At 42.7% G+C, this 25,014-nt stretch carries 18 protein-coding genes; 3 read left to right on the top strand and 15 right to left on the bottom strand.

Features of this window, described 5'->3' with window-relative positions; all coding sequences use genetic code 11:
- Window positions 1-259 precede the first annotated feature (259 nt).
- Both N7974_RS06025 and N7974_RS06020 read right to left on the bottom strand, forming a co-directional pair.
- Window positions 260-1,513, bottom strand: a complete 1,254-nt coding sequence (locus tag N7974_RS06025; protein WP_262964743.1) for a sialidase family protein — start codon at window positions 1,511-1,513, stop codon at window positions 260-262.
- A gap of 62 nt (window positions 1,514-1,575) precedes the next feature.
- Window positions 1,576-4,053, bottom strand: a complete 2,478-nt coding sequence (locus tag N7974_RS06020; RefSeq protein ID WP_262964742.1) for a TonB-dependent receptor — start codon at window positions 4,051-4,053, stop codon at window positions 1,576-1,578.
- 343 nt (window positions 4,054-4,396) lie between these two features.
- Between N7974_RS06020 and N7974_RS06015 the strand changes: the two genes are divergently transcribed.
- Window positions 4,397-6,883, top strand: coding sequence for a TonB-dependent receptor (locus N7974_RS06015; RefSeq protein ID WP_262964741.1), 2,487 nt, complete (start codon window positions 4,397-4,399; stop codon window positions 6,881-6,883).
- Between the two features lie 112 nt (window positions 6,884-6,995).
- On the opposite strand, the gene N7974_RS06010 is transcribed toward N7974_RS06015, so the two are convergent.
- On the bottom strand, window positions 6,996-7,859 hold the full coding sequence (locus tag N7974_RS06010; RefSeq protein WP_262964740.1) for a symmetrical bis(5'-nucleosyl)-tetraphosphatase: 864 nt from the start codon (window positions 7,857-7,859) through the stop codon (window positions 6,996-6,998).
- 4 nt (window positions 7,860-7,863) lie between these two features.
- Window positions 7,864-8,241 carry a Co2+/Mg2+ efflux protein ApaG gene (gene apaG, locus N7974_RS06005; RefSeq protein ID WP_262964739.1) on the bottom strand — a complete coding sequence of 126 codons (378 nt, stop codon included), beginning with the start codon at window positions 8,239-8,241 and terminating at the stop codon, window positions 7,864-7,866.
- A 129-nt stretch (window positions 8,242-8,370) separates the two neighbouring features.
- Between apaG and mpl the strand changes: the two genes are divergently transcribed.
- A complete protein-coding gene (mpl, locus tag N7974_RS06000; RefSeq protein ID WP_262964738.1) occupies window positions 8,371-9,738 on the top strand; it encodes a UDP-N-acetylmuramate:L-alanyl-gamma-D-glutamyl-meso-diaminopimelate ligase in 1,368 nt (455 codons plus the stop codon).
- A gap of 287 nt (window positions 9,739-10,025) precedes the next feature.
- On the opposite strand, the gene N7974_RS05995 is transcribed toward mpl, so the two are convergent.
- From N7974_RS05995 to ilvA, 3 genes are all read right to left on the bottom strand, one after another.
- Window positions 10,026-11,018, bottom strand: a complete 993-nt coding sequence (locus N7974_RS05995) for a response regulator (protein ID WP_262964737.1) — start codon at window positions 11,016-11,018, stop codon at window positions 10,026-10,028.
- A 19-nt stretch (window positions 11,019-11,037) separates the two neighbouring features.
- Window positions 11,038-14,859, bottom strand: coding sequence for a response regulator (locus tag N7974_RS05990; protein ID WP_262964736.1), 3,822 nt, complete (start codon window positions 14,857-14,859; stop codon window positions 11,038-11,040).
- Between the two features lie 643 nt (window positions 14,860-15,502).
- Entirely contained in the window at window positions 15,503-17,038 is a 1,536-nt protein-coding gene (gene ilvA / locus N7974_RS05985; protein ID WP_262964735.1) for a threonine ammonia-lyase, biosynthetic, read from the bottom strand.
- 77 nt (window positions 17,039-17,115) lie between these two features.
- Here ilvA and rpiA point away from each other — a divergent pair, with 77 nt between their 5' ends.
- Window positions 17,116-17,769: a ribose-5-phosphate isomerase RpiA gene (gene rpiA, locus N7974_RS05980; RefSeq protein WP_243220464.1), complete on the top strand. Its 654-nt coding sequence runs from the start codon at window positions 17,116-17,118 to the stop codon at window positions 17,767-17,769.
- Window positions 17,770-17,831: 62 nt separating this feature from the next.
- On the opposite strand, the gene gspD is transcribed toward rpiA, so the two are convergent.
- From gspD to N7974_RS05940, 8 genes are read right to left on the bottom strand one after another with little or no spacing between them, the layout of a single operon-like run.
- Complete coding sequence (gene gspD / locus N7974_RS05975) at window positions 17,832-20,096, bottom strand: type II secretion system secretin GspD (protein WP_262964734.1); 2,265 nt, start codon at window positions 20,094-20,096, stop codon at window positions 17,832-17,834.
- Window positions 20,089-20,685, bottom strand: coding sequence for a hypothetical protein (locus N7974_RS05970; RefSeq protein WP_262964733.1), 597 nt, complete (start codon window positions 20,683-20,685; stop codon window positions 20,089-20,091). Before N7974_RS05970 ends, gspD begins: the two co-directional genes overlap by 8 nt.
- Window positions 20,678-21,286, bottom strand: a complete 609-nt coding sequence (gene gspM, locus N7974_RS05965; protein ID WP_262964732.1) for a type II secretion system protein GspM — start codon at window positions 21,284-21,286, stop codon at window positions 20,678-20,680. The genes N7974_RS05970 and gspM overlap by 8 nt, the downstream gene beginning before the upstream one ends.
- Complete coding sequence (locus N7974_RS05960) at window positions 21,279-22,385, bottom strand: PilN domain-containing protein (RefSeq protein ID WP_262964731.1); 1,107 nt, start codon at window positions 22,383-22,385, stop codon at window positions 21,279-21,281. The genes gspM and N7974_RS05960 overlap by 8 nt, the downstream gene beginning before the upstream one ends.
- The gene (locus tag N7974_RS05955; protein WP_262964730.1) at window positions 22,360-23,337 is read right to left on the bottom strand and encodes a type II secretion system minor pseudopilin; all 978 of its coding nucleotides are present in this window, start codon (window positions 23,335-23,337) and stop codon (window positions 22,360-22,362) included. The genes N7974_RS05960 and N7974_RS05955 overlap by 26 nt, the downstream gene beginning before the upstream one ends.
- Complete coding sequence (locus N7974_RS05950) at window positions 23,334-24,047, bottom strand: prepilin-type N-terminal cleavage/methylation domain-containing protein (RefSeq protein ID WP_262964729.1); 714 nt, start codon at window positions 24,045-24,047, stop codon at window positions 23,334-23,336. Before N7974_RS05950 ends, N7974_RS05955 begins: the two co-directional genes overlap by 4 nt.
- On the bottom strand, window positions 24,044-24,448 hold the full coding sequence (locus tag N7974_RS05945) for a type IV pilus modification PilV family protein (protein ID WP_262964728.1): 405 nt from the start codon (window positions 24,446-24,448) through the stop codon (window positions 24,044-24,046). Before N7974_RS05945 ends, N7974_RS05950 begins: the two co-directional genes overlap by 4 nt.
- Window positions 24,435-24,989: a GspH/FimT family pseudopilin gene (locus N7974_RS05940; RefSeq protein WP_262964727.1), complete on the bottom strand. Its 555-nt coding sequence runs from the start codon at window positions 24,987-24,989 to the stop codon at window positions 24,435-24,437. The genes N7974_RS05945 and N7974_RS05940 overlap by 14 nt, the downstream gene beginning before the upstream one ends.
- Window positions 24,990-25,014: the final 25 nt, after the last annotated feature.

Raw genomic sequence — 25,014 nt, 5'->3', positions numbered from 1 at the left:
GCAAATAATGAGAAATTATTAATGGATGCAAATTTTAGCTATACATTTTCAGATAAATAATTTCGATACTAACGGATACCATCCCTCAAAGGGATGGTATCCGTACGGACTCAAAATCCCATGTAATGGAAGTTTAATGCCTGAAAGACGATATACATTTTCAGATAAATAATTCTATATCGACAGGTACCATCCGCTCAAGGGATGGTACCTGTATCAGCTTACCGCTACGCTAATTGGAAATGTAATGCCTAAAAATTTATAGGTGTTTTAATTGATAACCATGTTGCAATGAATGCCATGACAGATAAATAGCTTGTCCATCGCTGACCAGAAATGGTTCGTCAATCATTTCAGTTGATTGGGCTATCATTTCGGGGTTGGTCCAGGTTTTGCCTTCGTCCGTTGATTTTATGATTTGAATCGTGTTGTTGGTGCCGTCAAATTCTTGCCAAACCACTGCCACTTGAAGTCCTAATCCCAAAACATGTGGATGACTGGCACCATCATTACCAAAGTTTACCGGTTCGGAAAAACTTTGTCCGGCATCTTTTGAGTAAGCATAAAACAAACCTTGTTTGGATTCGGCATTGCTAAACCATACGGCATGATAGGCACCGGCATCAGTTATGGATAGTGCCGGACCATGATGAGGACAGGCATCAATTTCCCAGTTTTCATGGCTTAAACGAGTCATTTGCCCTGGGGTATTCCAGTTTTTAAATTTAACGAGGGCATGATCACGTATTTTGCCGTCAAAAATGTGCCGCCAAATAATAACGGGCGTGTTATCTGGAGCCATTGCCGTATCTATACGACAGCATTCACAGGCATGGTCGATAATACTTTTACTTGGCTGAAAATGTTTACCGCCATCATCAGACCAGGTGTAATAAAGAGTCAGACCTTTAAATTCTTTACCGGCTTTCTTGTCGGCTTCGGTATGACGGGCATCCAACCATGCAATAAAAACTTCGCCATTTTTACCAATTGCCATGCTGTTAAAGCGATGTCGTATTATCTCAAGATTATCATTAACGGTGACTGGCTTGGAAAAATGTTGGCCGCCATCGGTTGAACGACTAAAGCGTATATGGGTACTGCGCTTTTTATCCAGGGTAAGATCCCAGGTTAAATAAATAACACCGTTATTATCCAGTTTTATTTTTGGGCGACTTTCCCCTTTGGCCGCAATCGTTTCAGCGATCGCGTTGACCTTAACCGGTGTAGTAAAGGTTAAGCCTTTATCAGGCGATGATTGCACATAAAGAAAGTCATTGTTTACCCAGGTAACCCATAGTATGCCGTTGCTGTCAAAGGCCGCTGTGGCGGAATCAGAACACAGGCTTGATGGTGCTGCAGCAGGATTGGTACAAATGGCTTTTTTCGCTGGCGGTTGACCATGTTGATGCATGGGTTTTGCGTTGTCGGCAGATTTTATATCCGTACCTGTTACACAACCGGTTAAGGTCAGTAGTGCAAGTAATAGCAAAGCAGTAGTCGGTTTTATCATGATATTTTTAATAAATGTGTGTGGTGGGCAAACAAATGTCTACCCACACTACTATGTTATGCTCAATAATTATACTTTATCTGGGCAAAGTAAGTACGTGACGGGAAGGGATGAAATAACCAGACCTCTTGGTTGTTAACGTTATCAATACCTGCCGCAGCACTCACTTGTTTGGTGATTTGATATTTGGCGTGTAAATCAACAATAAAGTAAGCCGTACCACCAGATGCATAAGTAGCAGCATTGATATCACTATTATTTAACTGGCTAAACTGTGCACTACTATAACGCCCACTGACTGAGGTGGTAATCTTGTTGGTCGGACGATAAGCAACCGTTGCGCTGGCACGCCACTCGGGAACCCGGGGTTGACGTTTTCCGGTTGACGGCTGATTGGCATTGGGGTTGGCGGCAGTAGGGCCGGCGATAACAGCAGCCGCATCGGCATCGGCATTGTCGGTAATTCTAGAATCAGCCCAGGTGGCATTACCGTAAAGATCAATACCTTGTATGCCGACATCAGTGGCTTCACCAGCAACTTCAATACCGTAGGTTTGAGTTTCTCCGACATTTGAAGGGACACTGGAAACGCTATTGTTGGACAATAAGGTTTGTTGAGTAAAAATAGCATCTTTTACGCGTTCCTGAAACAAGCTAAGACGCAACTTGCCGTTATCCAGGAAATATTCGTTAGACCACTCCGAAGACAGGGCTTCTTCAGGCTTGAGATTGGGATTACCATTGATAATGTTGGTCACGCCGCCGGTAGTAACGGTAGTTGTTTGAAACAACTCGGTTACCGTTGCAAAGCGATAGGCTTGACCGATGGCCAGACCGGTTTGTACTCGCTCTAAAGGCTTCCAGGTCAATTTTGCCTTGGGCGAAAATTGCAAGTCATTACGGTTTGATTGATTCACTGTTTGCAGTCTGGTGCCGACTAAAGCCGAATTATAGCCATCGAAAGCATGCCAGTTTTCCAGGCGCCCACCCAAGGTAAAGTTCCAGTCTTTATTAAAATCCAGGGCATCTTGTAGCCAATAACCTTCGGTTTGGGTCTTGCCTTGTGAATTGGATCTCATGATACCGGTATCGTTGGCTTGCCAGTTACTAACCGCATATTGCGGATTGTCCAAATTGTATAAATCATGGTGAAAACCAAAGCTGACTTCGTGCGTGCCCAACAGACTCACGCCGGGTCGCCATATACCCTTGGCGTCGGCAGTATTCCAACCGGTTCCGGTTAAACTGGTAACCGTGCCGGCACCGCTGTTAGCGGCTTGCAAAGGCGTTTGTGTCGAGGTTCGACTTAAATCGTTACCATATTCAACCACGCTGCCTGCCAAATCCCAATCGAATTTTCCGCCGGTATCGGATTTAAGGTTCATGCCGTGTGACCAATGCATTTGTTCTGCTCTGGTTTCTGCAAAACTGGTCGCGTAGACATTGCCGCCAACTTTAACATTACCACTATTGATCACATTACCGGCGCTATCACGTAGATAGCTTTCAAAACCGGCATTGTTATCATTCTGCCATAAACCCAGCGTATAAGCCGCATGGATGGTGTCAGTAATATCGTAGCCAAATTTCCATTTAAAATTGTCCTGCACGGTATGATTAAGATTTCCCGCCCCCAATACTTGCGCATCAACGCCATACGGGTTTTTGTTGGCAATGGCTCCAGTGACTGCGGTTGCTCCGGCTAAAGCAGTTGCTTTATTTTGTGCTGCTGTTCTGGTAACTCTGCCATTCACTACCGTATTTGAATAAGCGGTTGCCAATGGATTAATAAACGTTATCGGCTGGCTATGACTATCCAGGTGGCTTACATCAAAACGGAAGGAGAAGTCTTTGTAACGATCCCCGACATTAAAAGAATATTCCTGGCTATCGTAAGTATTTTTCTTGCCATAAAAACCATAATCCTGCCAGGTTGATTTTATATCACCACCAGCCTCAAATTTTTCCGGCATTTTGGTTTTAATATCAATCACGCCGCCCATTGAGTTACCGGAATAGGCTGCTGCAAAAGGCCCATACATGACATCAACCCGCTCAATTTCCGAGGGCGATACCATATTCCAGCGCGGTGAACCGGTGTTGCCGTTGTTGTTGCCCAGCAAGGATGACAGCAAAATGCCATCGGCATAGATCAAGCCGCGAGCACTGGCACCCGTGCCCGACGTGCGCCAACCCACCGGTGCATTGGTATCACCGATATAACGTTTACGAACCTGAATACTGGGCATATATTTAATAACATCTTCGGCGGTCATCGCATTGATAGTGTTATCAATTTTTTCGCTGGTCACGCTTTCTGTCGTAGTTGGCAGTCGGTAGACTTCCTTGGCAGTAGCGGTAGGTATTATTTTTTCCGTGACCGTTATGGTCGGCATTTCTGCTTTCGCATTATCTGCGGTGGCTTTTTTGCCGGTAACGTTTTTTGGTGTTTCTGCAACAGCCAATGGTGTTGTCAGTATCAGTAAACAGATTAGTGCGTGTCGTCGATTAAGCGGGAAAGGTGGCTTGATAGGAGTCATCTTAAATTTCTGGGCTCAGAGTTAATATTGAAACTTAATATTAGCAAATATCAGGCCAAATCTCTGCGACCCTTATTAATCAATTATTTAGTCTTTTATGGTAAATGTGTTTTTATAAAAACTGTGTTATATAACCTGTTTTTTCATAAAACTGTGTCATATGACACAGTTTTATGAGGCAAGTCATAACTTACAAGGTTATTACTAATATAAATCAACGCTAGTCCATTAAAATAAGGGGGGCAGAATATTTTGGCATAAATAGTGCTATAAAATTTTGTCGCTACTGATAAAATAGAAAGAAAGTAGCTTTTATTTTAATTTTTAAATGGAATATTTGACGATGGCCTATAGTAATCCACCTTTTCCGCGCAATGTGCGAAATACCCTGATTTGTGTGCTTATGATGAGCTCGCCTTTAGTCTTTGGCGAAATTACGCAGAATAGCGAGCCTACCGAGAAAGGAGACTCTACGGATAAAAAGAAAAAAGCTGCCACAATGGCATTGTCAGATATGGTCGTCACCGGTGTGTCTGACTCTGAAGATGGCCGACCTGAAAGGCCGTCAAAAACCGATTTTTCTAGCCCTAAAACGACGGTGACTAAAAAAGACATTGAGAAAACCAATGCCGTCACTACCTCGGATGCCATTAAATACGAATCGGGAATCGTTGTTCGTCAACGCTATATTGGCGACCCTAATGCCCCTGTCGGTATGCGTGGCTCCAATCCTTATCAGGGTGGTAGGGTGATGGTGATGATGGATGGCATGCCGATCTGGAATTCATTGCAGTATAGCTTTAACGGCTCTCCACGCTGGGGTTTGGTTGGACCTGGAGAGGTTAAGTCGGTTGATATTCTTTCCGGGCCTTTTTCAGCTGAATATAGCGGTAATGCGATGGGCGGCGTTATCAATATCAATACTCTGCTACCGCAAAAGCGCGAGGTTTATACCGAAGCAACCTATATATTGCAACCGTATAAATATCAGGGAACGGATAAAAATCTCCAAGGCTTTAAAACCTTTGGCTCTTACGGCGACAAGTTTGGTGATTTTAGTAGTTATTTTTCCTATAACCATCTGGAGAATGAAGGGCAGCCAATGACAACTTATGGCTATTCCAATTCAGCCGGACCTAACGGTGGGCCATTATTACCCGCCGCTAGAGGTGCTGGCGTAGTCAATGGTGCTTATATGGAGCAGAATCCCAAAGCTATTGGTACGCAGGCAAATCAAGGTGGATATGCCGGCCAGCCGCGTATTTCTTATGGTGATTCGGGTATCGCTCACTCAGTGGATAATCTCTATAAATGGAAAGGTGGTTATGCGATCACCCCAAAATTGGATGCCTTGTTTACCACTGCTTTTGAAGAACTTGATGTAAATAGTACCGGCCAGACTTATCTGACCAATGCTGCAGGCAAACCGGTTTATGGTAGTGGCTCTACGGCTTATAACTACAATGGCTTGAAATTAGTTCCTGCAGCTAACAGCTTTGGAACCAGTCAACAGAATAGACAGACTTTTACGTTGGGTGGCGGTTTAAAAGGTAATATATTTGGTAACTGGAATACCAATACCAATATCAGTTGGTTTGATGTACTTAACGATCAATCGGTTTCATCCACGTTAAATCCCAATGATCCATTAAACAGAAATCAAGGCCAGGTTACCAATGTTGACAGTATGGGTTGGGTCAATGTATCGACAAAATTCGATAACCAGGAGTTTTTGGGCTTTAAATCGTTGTCATTTGCTACCGGCTACGAGTACCAACATTCAAAAATGTATACCAGTCAATATGGGTCGAATAATTATCTTGACAGCCAGCAAACCAATCTCTCGCTACGCAGTGGTGGTGCAACCGATACGCATGCAATATTCGGTCAGTTAACCTGGCGTTTTATGTCGGATTGGGATGCTACTTTTGGTACCCGTCTGGAGCGTTGGAATATGTCTGATGGTGTATACACCGCCAATACACTTAATGCCGTAAATGCGATTACCAAGACGGTAAATAATGCACCGGCAAATCAACAGTCATCCGCTTTCTCGCCTAAATTTTCCTTGGGTTACGAGCCGGGACGCATGAAATTTCGTTACTCTTTGGGTCAGGCTTACCGGTTTCCAATGGTGGGTGAATTATTTGATAATTCCAATAGTTTAACCGGTAGTTCAACGGTTGGTAATGCCTCACTTAAGCCGGAAGACGGCATGCATCACAACTTGTTGGGCGAATATGATTTTGATAACGGCTATGTTCGACTGAACCTGTTTCATGAGAATGTGAGTAATGCCATTTATAGCTCGTACATATCAAACTCGGCGCTTGGCAAAGTACCCGCAGGCAACTATACCAGTTCACTGTCCAACATTGGTGAAGTCGAGATTAATGGTATCGATTTTACCGTTAATCAAAACCAGGTTTTTAATTCCAATTTTGATATTAAACTCGATACCACTATTCTAAACTCGGAAATTCTGAAAAACGATAATGACCTTAATTATGTTGGAAAAAGTTTTCCGTTGCTGCCTAATTTTCGGGCCAACCTGTTGGCGACTTATCACTATGGTAGGGATCTGGACTTTTCGGTGGGCACCCGCTATCAGGGCAGAATGTATTCGCAGTTGGATAATAAGGATTTACAATTACCCTACTATGCAGCCTTTAATGAATCGGTGTATGTGGATTTAAAAGCCACTTATCATTTTAATGATAAAAAAGGCCATGTGTCGGCGGGTATAGATAATATCAACGACTATCAGGCATTTTTCAACCATCCCTTGCCGCAACGCACGTTCATTATGCAGGCCGGTTACAAGTTTTAAACAACGCTCTACCGCTGTTTTCGGTGCCTGAAAGATCAGCCCCGGAGGCAGCCGGTTTTTATGGTTTAAAAAGTGCCAACAATGATCCTGTTTCTGTCAACACTCGGGGCGTTTAAGCCATTTCTTCAAGAGCAGGTGTGGCAATATAATCATTTTTGTTGGGTTTTTTATAACCTTTGCAATCAATACTGATTCGCTGTACCTGTTCACCCAGCTTTATTGCAGTCAGCTGTCCACCCCACAAACAACCGGTATCAATGGAATAACAATTTGAACCTTCATAGTAGCCCAACGTAGACCAATGTCCAAAAATGATGCGCATATTGGCATTTTTGCGTTTTGGCACTTCAAACCACGGTAACAAATTTTTAGGTTGAGAACCTAAAGGCCCGCTGTTGGCAAAGTCAAGGCGGCCATTAACATCGCAATAACGCATACGCGTAAAACAGTTAATAATAAAACGTAATTTTGATACGCCTTTTAAGCTGGTTGACCAGATATTAGGTTTATTTCCGTACATTTGTTTTAAAAAGTCTTGATAATCAGGGCTTTTTAATGTTTTTTCTGCCAGCAAGGCCATCTTTTGGGTTTTTTTAAAATCCCATTGAGGCGGTAAGCCGGCATGAAGTAAACAGAAATCATCGTTATAATGAAACAGTGGCCGATGTCTTAACCAATCAATTAACTCATCCCGATCAGGCGCTTCAAGTACTTGACAGAGAGTATTTTTTTTATCAGCCACTTTAGGTAAACACGATGCAGCAAGTAAGTGCATATCATGGTTACCGAGCACGGTAACGGCCGAATTGCCCAGCGACTTAACAAAGCGCAAGGTTTCCAAGGACTTGGGTCCACGGTTAACCAGATCACCTGCAAACCACAGTTGATCGGTATTTTCATTGAAAGAAATGGTATCAAGGAGCCTTAGTAAATCATCAAAGCAGCCTTGTATGTCACCAATAGCATAAATAGACATTTAATTAGTGCAGTGTCCTTGGAATGGATAAAGTAAATTGGGGGATTTGGGCATTAAAATTATCGCCTTCATCCGAATGCATTGTATATTGGCCCTGCATGGTGCCAACCGGAGTTTCAAGTATTGCACCACTGGTGTAACGAAACATTTCTCCCGGTTTAAGATAAGGCTGTTCGCCAATAACGCCATCGCCCCTTACCTCCTGAACTTTACCATTGGAGTCGGTGATTAACCAGTGACGATTAAGCAGTTGTGCAGGCACAGTGCCTTCGTTAGTGATAGTGATGGTATAGGCGAACACATAACGATCCTTTTCAGGAGCCGATTGTTCGGCTATGAAATAGGGTGTCGCTTCAACTATTATTTTGTTTTTTTCGGTCATTATCAGATCATATAGGGATTATTTTATGAATATTTCACAGCAACTTATCATTAAACGCAAGTAACTATTTCAGATCAATAAATAATCCATAAAAACCCCTTCTTTTATTACAATCATCAGGACACGACATTGCATATTCACATCTTAGGTATTTGCGGAACATTTATGGGCGGACTTGCCGTGATTGCAAGGCAGTTGGGCTATCAGGTCAGTGGCTCTGACCAGAATGTCTATCCACCCATGAGTACACAATTGCAACAGCAGGGCATTCAATTGATGGACGGCTATCGCGCTGAAAATCTGGATAGCAATCCCGATCTGGTCATTATTGGCAATGCTTTGTCACGCGGCAACGTCGAAGTTGAAGCGGTACTGAATAAAGGCCTGCATTATGTATCAGGGCCGCAGTGGCTGGCAGAGCATGTGTTGCAAGATAAGTGGGTGCTGGGTGTAGCCGGAACTCACGGTAAAACCACCACAGCCAGTATGTTGAGTTGGATACTTGAGCATCAGGGCTTTAATCCGGGATTTTTAATTGGTGGTATTCCACTAAATTTTGGTATTTCAGCACGTTTGGGAGGTCCTGAACCGGAAAATAAGCCCGGTTTTTTTGTCATTGAAGCAGATGAATATGATTCCGCTTTTTTTGACAAGCGCTCAAAATTTGTTCACTACCGACCACGCACGGCAATACTGAATAATCTGGAATTTGATCATGCTGATATTTTTCCTGATCTGGATGCGATAAAACGACAGTTCCATCATTTGGTTAGAACCATTCCCGGCGAAGGTTTAATTATCAGTCCCGAGTGTGATGCCAATATCAACGATGTTCTGGCTATGGGTTGCTGGACGCCGGTTGAAAAAACCTCGATCAATGCCAATGCCTTATGGAATGCAAAACTGCTTAAAGCCGATGGCAGCCAGTTTTCGGTAGAGTTTGAAGATAAGGAGCAAGGTGTAGTCGATTGGCCTTTAACCGGTGAGCATAATGTTTACAATGCGCTATCTGCCATCGTTGCGGCAAACCATGTCGGTATTCTGCCGAAAGATGCCATAGCCGCTTTAGGTCAATTTATCAATGTTAAACGGCGCATGGAAGTAATTGCCAAAATTAATAACGTAACGCTGTACGATGATTTTGCTCATCACCCGACGGCGATTACCACGACACTGGATGGTTTACGTAAACAGGTGGGGCAGGAGCGTATTATCGCCATTGTCGAGCCCAGATCAAATACCATGCGTTTGGGTGTGCATACAGAAACGCTGGCAAAATCGCTGGGTGATGCCGATCTGGCCATTATTTATCAGCCCGAAAATCTGGATTGGGATTTAAGCCAGCTGAAAAATTATGCCAATAATATTGAAATCTGTCAGTCGCTTGATGACATTATTGCCAAACTTAAAGTTGAAGCGCGTTCAGGCGGGCATTTTGTATTAATGAGTAACGGCAGTTTTGGGGGTATTTATCAACGCCTGCAGGATGAATTGTAGACTGGTGATTGTTAGCCAGCGGCATACTGTTAAATAATATCGTCTTGAAAACAGAAGTGACGGGATTGCAAATCCTGTCACGCTTTTAGAAAATTAAAAATGTGAAGATCGGGTTACCGATATATTTTCTACTTTTAATCATTACTATCAGGCAGACATAGTGGTTTTCAGATAAATAATTTCGATGCTAACGGATAACATCCCTTGAAGGGATGGTATCCGTACGAGTTTGCAGTGAGGTGCATTGGAAATTTAATTTCTGAAAGACATAGTGACTCTGCTCCAGATTAAATTTCTCCATTGCGTAGCACCCATGCATCCGTAATCTCAAGAATTTCCGCTTGAATATCAAAAAAACAACTGACGACTCTCGGATCAAAGTGTCGCCCGGAACCCTCTCGTATAGTTGCAAAAATAGCTTCCAATGGCCAAGGTTCTTTATAAGGGCGGCGCATGGCCAATGCATCAAATACATCAGTGAGTGCTACAATTCGGGCTGATTCAGGTATGGCGGTACCTGCCAAACCGTTCGGATAGCCGCTACCATCCCATTTTTCATGGTGATTCAAGGCTATTTCTGCGGCCAGTTTAAATACCGGGGCAACACTTTTCGACAGAATGTCATAACCTATCTGAGAGTGACGCCGCATAATTTCCCACTCGCCAGTGTCCAATTTTCCTGGTTTTTGTAACACCGCATCAGGAATGCCGATTTTTCCGGTATCGTGCATGGGTGCAGCCAATTCTATTAATTCAGCATTTGAAATTGTCCAGCCCAATGCGGTTGCCAGTGCTTTTGAATACGCAGCCATTCGCCAGATATGTACGCCGGTATCGTTGTCGTTATAGTGTCCGGCTTCACCCAACATAAATATCGCATCGCGTTGACTTTGTTCTAGTTCTGTAGTCCGAACCAGTGATAAATGCGTACGTATTCTGGCCAGAACAAGGCTGGGTACCACCGGTTTACACAGATAATCGACACATCCGACCGCAAAGCCGTGCTCTTCATTGCCTGTCTCGGACTGTGAAGTCGCAAAAATAACCGGTATGGACTCTGTGGCAGGATCCGATTTTAAAGCCTTACACACCTGATAACCGTTTATATCCGGCATTTCAATATCAAGCAAAATAAGGCTCAGTGGAAGCTTTGCAGCTATGGTTAGTGCTTCCCGGCCACTACGCGCAAATACAAGGTCGTATTGAGGTTCGAGAATTTGGCGAAACATAGCGAGGTTAACCGTCTCGTCATCAACTATCATTATCGGGTGACTAGACATTGTTATATGGATTCCTGGGTTATTTTATTTGTTGAATTAAAAGTCGGGTCAACACTTCAGCTTCTCGAAAGTTGAAATCATCAATTTGTGCTTTAATCGGGATAATTAAATCAGTACCTAGTCGGACTTCCAAAATTATTAATAGCGATTCGGCAAGGCCGGGATTATTAATGCTCAAGGCTGCCAGTAATTGATTCGTTAACTGTATAATTTCATCAGTGTTATTACTGTCAGTATTAGCTGGTATGTTTTTTTCAAGTGGGGGAGCGACTGCCAGCCATGCGGCTAAACTGGCCGATACTTCGGTAATTGCTATTTGCAAAGCTTTGGCGGTACCGGTTACTGATTTTCCGGCAGTTATTGCTGTTTCTACGTCAATACAACGCGCGGCAACGGTTGTTAATGCCAAGCTGTAGGCAGCTCCTTTCAATTTATGAACCAATGATTTTGCAGTATCAAGGACATCCTGATCTTCATTGACAATGTTCTGTCCGGCTTCATGGTATTCATCGATAAATCGGGACAGATATTTTTGATAAACATCAACCTGTCCCCACGTTTTTAATCCTGTTTCAATGTCAATTCCCGGTAAGTTTCGAGTAGCCTCATCTGCTAAGGTTTGCGCCACTTGATTTTTATCAGGCTGAAACTCAATATCCAGCCTGCCGGCAGTCTGTTCAGTTACGTTAAATAATGTTGAGGCGCATCCCGTCCATCGCTGAATCAGTGTCATTAACTCCGGTACGTTGAAGGGCTTGGCTATAAAATCGTTCATACCCGCAGCCAGTGCATCATCTTCCAGGCTCTTAAAGGCACCGGCCGTTAATGCTATTACCGGCAGCTCTGCAAAATCAGGATTCTGGCGTATTTTTTGGGTTGCGACATAACCATCCATAAGCGGCATTTGAATATCCATCAGGACAATATCCACATTATGGGGATGCTTTGAGAGCCATTGCAGTGCTTCCTCGCCGTCATTAGCCGTACTGACCAATGCCCCTTCTGCCTCAAGAATACGTTGCACTACTTCACGGTTAATTTCACTATCATCGACCACCAACACCTTCACACCGGGGATTTTTTGGCTAGATATTTTTATGGGTGCTTCCAGCACAGTTATGCCGGAGTTTTTCAGCAAGCCTGCAACAGTGTTATAAAGCGTGGATGGTGAAATGGGTTTGCTTAATAGTGCATCAATATGGCTAATGCCGGGTAATAATTTGAGTGCTTCTTGGGAATAGGCAGAAACCAACAGTATAATGGGGCTATAGTTTGGGTGATTTTTTTTATTGCTCATCACCTGACGAATGGCTTCAGCGGTTTCCAAGCCATCCAGTCCGGGCATTTTCCAGTCCAATAACACTAAATCGTAAAGTCTTTGACTATTAAGGCGTTCCTGTATGTGCATTATCGCAGATGGCCCCGATTCAACTGCATCGGCATGCCATCCCAAACTACGGACGGTCATTAGCAAAGCTTCACGAGCGATGCTGCTGTCATCGACGATCAAAATATTAAGATTAGCCAGTTTGGAAGGCGTACGCTCTAATTCAGTATTTCTCTGTAGTTGCAGCGTGAACGAAAATTCACTACCTTCACCAATGGTACTATCGAGTTGCAGCTCACCGCCCATCAGATTTACCAATTTTTGACTAATGGTCAAACCAAGGCCTGTACCGCCAAAACGGCGGTTAATACTGCTGTCAGCCTGAGTGAATGCAGAAAACAGATCTTTTTGCTGATCAAGGGAGATGCCGATGCCGCTATCCTTTACCACAAAGCGGAGCTTGATTTGCTCGTTCTGCTCCGCCTCAATAGTAACGCGTAACTCCACCCCGCCTTGATCAGTGAATTTAATCGCATTACTGAGCAAATTAACCAACACTTGCTGTATGCGCAGGCTATCACCGATCAAGGAATTTATATCAATAGGCGGCACAATGTTCAATTCGAGATCTTTGTTGTTAGCCAAGGCCGACATCAGTGCGGCTAAATGATCAAGAAGATCCAGCAGTAAAAAGGGTACTTTTTCAACCTCCAGGCCTCCCGCTTCAATTTTGGAAAAATCCAGAATATCATTGATGATCGCCAGTAATGAATGGCCGGCACCATTAATCTTGCGCACTAAATTACGGGCATCCTGACTTATCGCTTGCTGCTCCAATAGATAACTAAAGCCTAATACGGCATTCATGGGTGTGCGAATTTCGTGGCTCATGTTGGCGAGAAAATTACTTTTTACCTGAGACAAATGTTCGGCTTGCTTGCGTGCTTCGTTAAGCTCTTCGGTACGTTTGTTAACCAGCTTTTCAAGATGATCACGGTGTTGAAGTAGCTCTTCTTCCTGCATTTTCCGGTCAGTAATATCTTGCTGGATTGAAATAATATGTTGAACTTCACCCTGGCCATTAATAACGGGTGTGTTAGTCAGTTCTTCCACATACAGCGAATTATCTTTGCGATGGTTAATAAGTTCGCCATGCCATATTCGACCGCTGTTGGCCGCTTGCCAAAGATCAAGGTAAGTAGAAGGGTCTTGTTTATCGGAATGAACCAAGTATTCAGGTGTCTTACCAATCGCTTCCAGCGAGGTGTACCCGGTCATTGCTATAAATGCCGGATTGACCCATTCGATAACGCCTTTAGGATCGGTAATCATAATGGCATTGGCAGCCGCTTCTAACGCTGCAGCTTGTAAATCCCGAAGGTCGTCTGCCTGTTTACGTGCGGTAATGTCCTGAACCATACCGCTTATAGTGGACGGATATCCTGATTTATCGAACTTGTGCCGACCCAAAACCGAAATCCAGTGGATTGATCCGTCAGCATGGCAGATACGACATTCTATATTCCAATCGCTATGATTTTTTTTGGCGTCAATAAAACATTTTTTAACTATTGGACGATCCTCAGGCACTACATGACTGAGCAAAATCCCATAATCCCATTTTGGCTGTAAGGTGTTATAGCCAAAAATCTGGTCGTGTTGAAGTGTGCGGAAGGCAGTTTTATTACTCAGGTTTAGTTCCCAAGCCCCGGCTTTAAGTGTTTCGAAAGCAAAGTTGAGTCGCTGTTCGTTGTCCGTTAGCTGTTTTTCGATTAACTTACGATCGCTAATGTCGATGACTATGCCACGGAATAGTTGCAACTCGCCTTTGCTGTTATAGTCGGGCTGACCACGTGACATTAACCAGCGCTCCTTTCCTCCTACCGGCGCAGCCAATCGCCACTCAAAACTGAAGTCATCAGGATTTTCAACGGCGTTTTTTAGTAACAACTCGGCAGCGACTAGGTCTGTCGGATGTATGATGCTACGCCAGAGCTCGTAACTAGCAGCTTGATTATTTGGATCCAGGCCATATAATTCCCAAAGACTTTTAGTCCATTCATGTTTATGGGTTTGAGTATCCCACTCCCAAAGACCTGCGTTGGCGGCAGATAGAGCCAGTGTCAGACGATGTTGAGTATTATCTAATTGCAGTGAACTTAAGTGTTTAAGCTTCATCCTTGATCGGTACAATTTCTCAAATACTACACTGACCACCAGACTCAAAATTATGAAAGAGACTAGTGAAAAAAACAGGCGTTCATCGGTGATTTGCAGCGAAAATATCGGTGGAATAAAGAAATAGGTATTGATCGTAACCGATACTACGATTGCAATAAGGCCACCAACAAAGCCACCAATCGAAGCAGAAAAAAACACGGCTGCATAGAAAAATACCCAGCTACCTTCGGGTAAATATGAGGGTACTTGCCATTTTATGATCCCGGCGAATATCGGAATCAATATAAAAACAAGTAAATTAAATGATTTAGGAGAATTCTTTGACGTATTCATATTGAAACCAGAAGAAACCTCAGTGATTAGTCGAATAATGTACGAGAAAAGACTTGGATGATATTCTTTTAATAATATACCCGGTTTGCCGCTCTTTTTATTCATTGACGGCGTTGCCAAAATAGTTACGTAGCCATCCTACGCGCCTATTTTTTCGTCTCGGCAATTGCTCCTGCATCCTTGCCGTCGTTGTAAACAAATAAAAATCCTGCGCCATTTGGGCATATTAATTTCTGAATATCACCTTGTTAACATAATCTTTTGGATATCCAAAACTCAAAGGGATAGTAATTTTTGCGTAAAAACCTGTTGATAACATCCGATTCCCTGTTTTCAGTATGAATCTTCAGGGTTTACTGAAGAAATGTAGCCAAAATAGGAATAAATACTGCAATTAACAAGTGTTTTATCTGGAAACGTTGATAGCACCAAAGCAAGAGAAGGCCTACGTAAAAAATACTGATGTGGCTTACATCTTATGCATTAACTGAAGTAAAGCAAGGACTCTTTATAGCCAGGGTAAGTGCCTATAAATAAAAGCTATTTATAATCAATTGGTTAAAGCCATAAAAAACATCACATAAAAATTAATTTATTAATTTTATATTAAATATAAATTCAGATGTTATGTTGCATTTATTTCTTAAATAAGGTGAGACTTAATGCCGCCGAAAAATAATTGGTAAGCCGGATTTTCTGTTTCATCGCTGTAGGTGAAATCCAGTTCATCAAGGCACTGTTGAAAGGCTTGTTGTTCTGCCTGGGTTGTTTGTATGCCCATTAAAACTTTGCCAAATGCCGCGCCATGATTGCGATAATGGAACAAACTGATATTCCAGCGTCCACCCAATTGGGTTAAAAATTTTAATAAGGCATCCGGTCGTTCAGAAAACTGAATACTATAGACCAGTTCGTTAAGTTCAGTAGGGGCGTGTCCACCCACCATATAACGGCTATGTTCTTTAGCTAATTCATTGGCCGTCATGTCGGTGACTTGAAAGCCCTGTTGCTGTAATTGCCCGATGACGGCCGCACGATCTGATTCAAGGCCACTGCTGGAAATGCCGACAAAAACCTGCGCCATGGTTGCGTCAAAATAGCGGTAATTGAATTCGGTAATGCTGCGTCCGCCCAATAATTTACAAAACGCCAAGAAACTGCCCGGAACTTCCGGAATACTGACTGCCAGCAAAATTTCCCGGTGTTCGCCGACTTGCGCCCGTTCAGCTACATAGCGTAAACGGTCAAAGTTGATATTGGCACCACTGTCGATGGCAATCAGGCTTTGTCCGGTTAGTTGTTCGCGCTCGACATATTTTTTTAAACCCGCGATAGCCAGTGCGCCGGCAGGTTCTGCTATTGAACGGGTATCATCAAAAATATCTTTAATGGCGGCACATATTTCATCGGTATTAACGGTAACCACTTCATCAACAAAATTTTGCGCCAGTCGAAAAGGTTCTGCGCCCACTTGCTTAACGGCAACGCCATCGGCAAATAAGCCAACTTGATCAATAATGACGCGGCTGTTGGCTTTTAAGGCGCGATTGAGGCAATCAGCATCATCAGGCTCAACACCAATGATTTTTATGTCGGGACGAACAAATTTTACATAGACGGCAATACCCGCGATTAATCCACCACCACCAACCGGTACAAAAATAGCGTGTAAATCACCTGGATGCTGCCTTAGTATTTCCATTGCAACGGTGCCTTGTCCGGCAATTATATCGGGATCATCAAAGGGATGAATAAACACCATTTCATTTTGTGTCGATAATTCCAGCGCATAGGTATAAGTTTCACTGTAGGAATCACCAAATAAAATGATGTCGGCACCCATTGCCTTAACGGATTTTATCTTGATTTCCGGCGTTGTGGTCGGCATCACGATCAAGGCTTTAATCGCCAGCCTTTTTGCAGCCAACGCGACGCCTTGAGCATGATTTCCGGCAGAAGCGGCAATCACACCTTTGGCTCTGGACGGTTCATCCAGCATGGATATTTTGTTATAAGCACCGCGCAATTTAAACGAAAATACCGATTGTAAATCTTCCCGTTTTAAAAAAATGCGATTTACCAGACGCTCTGACAGAGAAGGGGCGAAATCCAGCGGGGTTTCTATGGCAACATCGTAAACTTTGGCGCGTAAAATTTTTTCTATGTAGTTTGGGGGCATTTATTAAAAAATCGGCTGAAGAATGTCTGATTCTGCGGTATTATCGCACACCAATTACTTTATTACGGAAGCGCACCATGACACAAGACGAATTAAAACAAAAAGTGGCTCAAGCTGCTTTGCATTATATTAAAGATGTTGCCATTATCGGTGTAGGTACAGGCTCTACAGTAAAACATTTCATCGATTTTTTGGCCGATTTTAGAGCCGATATTGAGGGTGCAGTCTCCAGTTCTGAAGTCAGTACTGCACAATTAAAAAAAGTCGGTATTCCGGTATTTGACTTGAATGCAGTTGGTACGCTGGATGTTTATATTGATGGCGCTGATGAAGTGAGTCCTCACAAGCATTTGATTAAAGGTGGCGGTGGCGCTTTAACCCGTGAAAAAATTATTGCCGCAGCCAGCAAGCAGTTTATTTGTATTGTCGACGAAACTAAATGCGTTGATGTGTTGGGTGCCTTTTCCCTGCCGGTTGAAGTGATTCCGATGGCAAGAAGTTATGTTGCCAGAGAGTTGGTTAAATTAGGCGGTCAACCTGTGTGGCGAGAAAATTTTATTACCGATAACCACAATGTTATTCTTGATGTTCACAATTTGACTATCTTAGATCCAATAAAGCTGGAACAAATCATCAACAATATTACCGGCGTTGTTACCAACGGCCTTTTTGCGCTGCGCCCTGCTGATGTCGTGTTAATCGGCAAAGGCAATGAGGTTATTACGCAGTAATTAGTTTTGCCGTGTGATGAGCAATGCTTATTTGCCCATCACACAACTACATGAGTAATTAATTAATGAATGACACTTTGCCGCTCGATTATGGTTGTTGGATTTTGTGATGCTTCTTCCTGATAAATCCCGGTTAATTTACGTTTAAACTCATTAGAAATTACCCTGGAATCCTGCTTGCTTGCTACCACGCGTGGCGTGATCAGGATAACCAATTCTGTTTTTATATTGTTCTTCTTCGTTCCCCCGAATAATGACCCTATTACCGGTAAATCGTAGAACCAGGGAATGCCTGTCCTGTTAACAGTAAGCCCTTCATCAATTAAGCCGCCTAATACTATTGTTTCTCCATCATGAACCGCCACGGAACTGTCAACTTCTTTTTTATCAATAGTAGGCGATTGCGTTTGTGTTGACGTAGGATCAGTGACTGTTACTACCTTACTGACAATTTGTTTAAGTTTCATAATTACCATACCGTTTGCATTCACTCTTGGTGTAACTTCAAGAGTAACGCCGGTATCTTTATATTGAATCGTATTGGATTGAACTGAGGTTGGGCTTGTCAGAATGCTGCCACTGGAAAGAGGAGTCGTTGACGAACCGGTTGCTATGGGCACTTGTTGACCGACATTAATTTTTGCTTTTTGATTATTTAATACCATTAACGATGGTGAAGAAATTACGTTGATATTATCCAAACTGGCCTCTGCTCTTAAAAGGGCTTTAACCGAGCCCGCATTATAAAAAGTGCTAAGCCCTCCTGTGGTAACTGCTCCTGCTATTGATGCTGCACTATTGATTAGGGTCTGGCTATTCCCCTCATTAAAATACCAGGAGATACCGTATTGTAAGTTACCCGTTAAGCTAACCTGTACGACTGTCGCATCAATGAGCACTTGTAGCGGCATCATATCCAACTGGGTAATAACTGGCAGTATTACATCGTAGTCTTGCGCGGTAGCAACAATAATGATCGAATTATTGGCTTCATCAGCAATGATTTTTACTTTGCCCATGTTGGATATTGATCCACCCGCAGTCGCTAAATTGCCGGCCAATGCTTCTTTATCAGAGTCATTGGCGGCGAAGGCACCTGGATTGATTGCTGATGAATTTTCATCAACTTGATTAACGGCAAAGCTCCCCAGATTGCCGGATGGGCTACTACTCATATTGGATGAAGAATTACTCGTACTCGACGGTGTATTGCCCGTATTGGTAGGATCTTGATTAGACAGGGTATCGGCTGTTTCGCCAGGTGCAATTGAGGCGGCTGTATCTTTGCCTTTGGCACCGGTAAAAATCTGATTGAGCGTGGCCGCCAATTTTTTTGCATCAGCATGCTGAACTTTATAGACATTAACCCCGCCGCCAGAAGCTGTGTTGGCTTTGTCCAACCTAAGTATCCAGTTTTCAATATCTTGCAGATAGCGCGCCTGATAAGTAACGGCCAAAATAGCATTTAAGCGCTGTATGGGGATAAACTGAAAAAAATCAGCTTTATCACTTTTACTCTTTTGATAAAAAACAGTTTGCAGTTCTTCAATAGCGGTTTTTGGGTCTACGTGACTCAAAGGGAACAAGCCAAAAGAGCGCCCCTTTAACACATCAATATCAAAAGTGCCGACCAGATCTATTACTCTGGCTATTTCATCGGCTGTGCCGGAAGCCACCATAATATTGCGTTTGGCATCTACATTAAGGATGGTTTTTTCATGTACCAAGGGTTTCATAATGTCGGCAATATCCTGAACCGCTACATTTTTAACAGGTATAACCCGAGTTTGATACCCTGACCGGCTATTCAGATCAGAAATAAATAAGGCTTCCGAGGAAGGCTCAATATGATAAATTTTGCTATCCTTAACCAAGGCCGCATTATTCATTCGCAGCACCATTTCCAGGGTAGGCAGCAATTCTTCCTTGGTTAAGGGTTCAGTGGTTTGCAGAGTGACTTTACCAGCTACTTTGGGGCTTAGGACATAATTTTTTCCGAGAATATCACCCAAGATAACTTTTGCAACTTCACCAAGGTCAGCCTCATCAAAATTAAGGCTGTAGGAACCGGTTCCCGTTGGCGTAGTTTTTCTGTTTTGTTGTAGAGTACCGGATACGAAACGGTCTGTTCCTGGATATAGTTCATTGGTTGTTTCAGTAACGGGCGGTTTGTTTTGCAATTGACTGAAAACTTCAGGTTGTTCCTTTTTTATGGGATTCAACGGTAATTTTGCAACTTGCTTAAACGGCAATAACTCACAGCTGACCAGCGATAAACCCATAACCAGAAAGCAGGATGCTGTTGTTATTTTGTTAAAATTATTCATTAGTATTCTCAGGTTCGCCTTCTGCGGGCGGTGGTTGACTATCTTCTGGTTGGGTAGCATTGGGTTGATTGGGTTTCTTTGATAAATCTTTTAACTTTGGCTTTCTGAGGAGTAATTCCTTTTGCTCATTACCTTGATTAAGTATGACTTTGTCTGAGTGGATTTCTGTCAGTCTCCAGCCATCAAGATCACCGCCGATGAGAACCCTTCGATGATTATCTTTGGCAACTTTGGATTTAGAGCGACTGAACAGAGCAGATAGGCCTTTTTTTGTCGTATAAATCCCGTTAACTTGCCAATCAAAGACATTAGCTACAGCCATATTTTGGATTTCTTCAGGACTGGGCTCGTCTACGGGTTTTCTGCCTTTAATAAATAAGGGTCTGGCAACCATATCAGCATAACTTTCCTCAGATTGCCGCGTAAGCTCTATGTTAGGCATTTCATCGTTGGCTATTTTTATTTCTGTCGGGATTGATGTCGTCAGAATCTGTTTTCGTGACTGCTCGGCATATATCCACTCAGCGATAATAATAAAGACACACAAGAGGCAAAAAGAGGCCAGGATAAACATTAGTTTATTATTCATTGGATTGTTTTCTCATAAAACTAACCGCTTGAAAATTAACATTTAATTCGTTGCTTGACTCGATTTGGCGGGTTATTCTATTTCTGATGCCACGCATGGGTCTTATGTCTATTTGGTCAATAATAATCAATGGTGTGGAGGTTTCTATTTTGTAAAGTACGGCCCTCAATACTTCACTATTTCCGGTCATTCTGACTCTTACGGTTATTCGATTAAACTTGTCTTTATTGTTTACGGGAAGTGCTTGAGTACTGCTTAATTGACCGCCTGCATCGACAATGGCTTTTTTTATAAATTCCTGCATCTCCGCAGACGCTAAAGCATCGGTGTTTTGGCTGTTAAAATAACCTTGCTTCTCTTGTTGCTGTTTTATGTTAATTACACTAGCAATAACAGCATCTTTTTTTGCTAAAATCCGTTCATATTGCTGCAGCCTGAAAATAAGGTTGTTTTTAGCTTCATGTAGCTCCATTTCCTTGCTAAACACAGGCACAATAATAACCAATATAATAACTACTACTAAGGTAATTAACAAACCTACGGCAGTCCAGCGTTGTTGGCGTTCAGGTGTAAACAGGACAATTTTCTTATCTTTACTCACTGGTAACGACTCCTGCATTGGCAACATCAACAGTAATTTGAAATCGCTCAAGTTTACTAATTCTGTCTTGAGTTACCGGCGAAGCAAATCGGGCATTAACAAATAACTCAGATGCTTCCAGAACGGCAATGAGTGTTGAAGCCTCGGGCGATTCTCCTTGTATTTGCAAATGCCCGTCTGAGTATTGTGCATAGCTTAACCAAGTATCATCTTTAATTAGCGAGCTTAAGGTATTCAATATAGCAATTACTTCAGGTGTCGCATTTTTCTCTTTAATTAACTGACGGGTTTCGTCTATTACCGCCTCAATTTCTGATTGTAAGGCTTTAACCTTTTTGGCTTCTTTTTCCAGAGAATCTGCTTTTACCTGTAAGGCATTAACGGTTTGATATTCAAACCATACCGGCACGACTATAACAGCCATTAGCAACAAGTAGGTCAAGGTTGTCAGTCCCCAGTGAATCAATTGCGGTAACTGTGCCGTTTTTTGCCCTAGCCTGGCCGGTAAAAGATTGTAAGCGAGATCCAGTTTATCAAGATTATTTGCAGAGTCCTGATAATCGGCAAGTAGCGGCGACAAGCCTAGTGCTTTTACATCCTTATAGAGGCCATCAAGAGCTTCTCTGGTTGTTAATATTAGCAATACTTTGAGCTGTCCGGGCTCGTTTACACCAGGCAGCGGTTTAACAGCAAAATAAACTTGTTCTGCCTTAAACGGGGTATAGCGATCAAGTTCGTAAGCGATAACCTGATCAAGATTTTCTTTTGCGGCAACGGGCAGGCCAAGTTCTTTTTGAATAGCATGCTGATCCGTTAACCTGATTATTACCTTGGCCTTGGCCAAGCGCTCGTCTTTTTCACATAGACGCTGAAATGTCAGATCTCTGGCACCTCTTTCCGGTAACTCCAGCGCTTTAATTTGCCCGTTATTTATATAGGTCAGCTTTAAATCACGGCCATCAGGAGAGACGATGATGAAGCCTTGTTGGTCATTAAGAAACAGCTTTATTTTTTCAGGGACTAAAAAGCCAAGTTCTCGCTTCCACCAACTAAATAACTGCTTAAAATTCAGATCAATTGTTGAGTTCAGGTTCAGCATACTGTTTCACTAATAATTCACTCATCGCATCAGTAAATAATGATGCACTATTTGCCGTTATATTTTGCCATTTCAATATCTCAAATGGAGTTGAGATTGTTTGTGTGTTGTCGGATTTTTTTATCACCGCACGTACAGAGGCTCTTGATTCATCATTCATAATTGCTTCAGAAACGACGGTAAGCACATTATTTTGCCCGGTGGGGATGTTTTGTCCGGTGGGATTTATTCCTGAAACTGATGGAAATGGCGGAACAGGCAGGTTATTTATCGCACTTTGAAGTCTGGCAGTAACATAGGAATCTACCAAGCCTTTATCTAAATCAGGCATTACCAGCAACACTTCTTTAGTCGCGACTTGCGCGGTGACTTGCGGCTGACCTGAATAAATAGTCACTAACGGCTCAAGCCATAAAAATAAAGATTTATTCATGCCCATGACCAGTTGTAATTCTTCAATCGACTGAAAAGGCTTGTTTCCAGGTTGATAGTTTAAATCGGCATCTTGATATTCTTGTTTTTCGGCACCATCTATATGCACCAGATCATCTGCATCACGCCAGTCAAGGATAGCACTAACTAACTTGTTTTGCTGTTCTTCATCTATTGGGGCGTTGATCATGAGGTTTTTTAATAATTTTTCATCCACTTTATTAATGTCTATTTTACCTGCTTCAGATGACAGTCGTACCCGGATTTTGGCATCCGCAGTGCTTATTTCATAAATACTGCCATCCATCTGCCAGCCTTTAACAGGATCAACATTCAGTAACATCATTTCCGCCATTGCAATCCCTGATTCTGCAACGGCACTGGCTTGAGCATTATTTTTAATGCCCGCAACAATCGCTGATTCCCTGCGCATACTGAGAGCAAAACTTCCTGCCATTATGGTTAATAAACTTAATATCCACAGTACCAAAACCAGTGCCATACCTTTTTGCGGCATCATTGAAAGGTCTCGGGTTGATTTATATCTGCTGTACTTCCTGTATCAAGGTTTGCGTTGTCAGTTGCCCCGGTAACCTTAAGATCAATAATCATCGCCGGCCAGTATATGCCATTGTCCAGTTTGATGTTAATTTTAACCAGACGCGGCAGAGCTTCCTTGTTCAGCCATTCCTCGGTCCAGGCACCCTCACTAATCTCATTCGAAGAACCAAAATAAGCCAGCGTAAAATCACTGACATGTTTTATTAGCGTAACCTCTTCCTTTTGTGATGTTGCACCCTCTGTGAGCTTGATAAACGGAACTAGTGTTACGTTGATTACCTGCTCATTATTTTCTTCTGACAAGTTTAAGGAAAACAACTGCAAACCGGGTCGACCTGCACTGGCAGGAAAAGCGGAAACAAATTGTAAAGATTGACTACTGCCTTGAAAGGAAAACTTTTTCTCCTCTTCAGCGGGCAGATCATTCCATAACGGCTTTGCTACCGACAAATCCCGTTGAAAAAAATTATAAACAACGGCCATTTCATTAACATCGGTTATCTTGCTTTCACCTCTCTCCCAGCTGTCAGCACAAATTTTTAAACTGGTGAACAATAACACCATCATAATGCTTAGCAGCGTCATGGCGATGAGTACTTCAATCAAGGTAAAGCCACGCAGGTGCAAATGATCAAAAGAACCGGTAGCTGTTACCTTATTTATTCTCATAAGGGTTTATTGGTTAATTTTAAAGTGGTTAATTTAACCTGCCGATCATTAGCACTATCATTGCCCCAGTTTACGATGACTTTAACTTTAAAAAGGACTGCTGTTTGCGTTGTATTATCAACATTCTCAGGATTAAATTCAAACGGACTGACTTCAATCAGCCAATGATATTTTTCATTTTCCAGCCCTGAATTCTGGCCTGCCACCAAGGGGGTTTCCACACCTGTCGTAACCATCAAGCTTTCAGCAATTTGAACCGCTGCCGTATAGTCCTCTGCAACGACAGCAGTATTAACACCGTCAGAAAATATCTTTAACAAGATAGTTAATGAAACCGCGAGAATGGAAAAAGCAATCAGGATTTCCAGTAAAGAAAAACCTTGTTGTTTATTTAACGGCATCGGTATCATTAAGTTCAATTTTACCGGTTAACCAGTTTATATCGATTTGCCAGGCAGCATTACCCCGTGCGAGAGTAATTCTGCCCCCTGTTGATGAGCCATCGGCAAAAAAACGAATATTACCCTGACCTTCATCGTTGATTTCGCTTTGCGCAGTGATCACGGTAACCTTAATGGCTTTAGGGATAGCATAAACCTTGTCTCGGCTACTTACTGTGTAACTGTTTGTGTAAAGATCCAGGGTAATTGTTGTTTCCTTATGAGAAATTAAAGCCTGTCCTCTGGCATAACGCAGGGCAGAAACTATATCCCTGGCGGCAGCCTTAAGTGCTGCTGCGTCATTTCCGGATGAAAGATTAATACTGATAGCAGAAAATCCTAATACCACAATAAACAATACAACGATCAACTCAAGTAAAGTAAAGCCTTTATTCAGGTGCGGAGTCGATGGCTCAAGGTATAAGTGCTGCGGTTTTTTTACCTTGAACCTTAGGTGATTTTCTGCGAATAACATACCCAGCTTGCTGGTCTTTTTATTCATTTACTGCGTTGTCAAAATAGTTACG

Origin of the sequence: Methylobacter psychrophilus (assembly GCF_025583945.1) — a bacterium.
GTDB lineage: Bacteria > Pseudomonadota > Gammaproteobacteria > Methylococcales > Methylomonadaceae > Methylobacter_C > Methylobacter_C psychrophilus.
The sequence above is the reverse complement of the archived record's forward strand: the minus strand, read 5'-3'. Positions and strand labels throughout refer to the sequence as shown.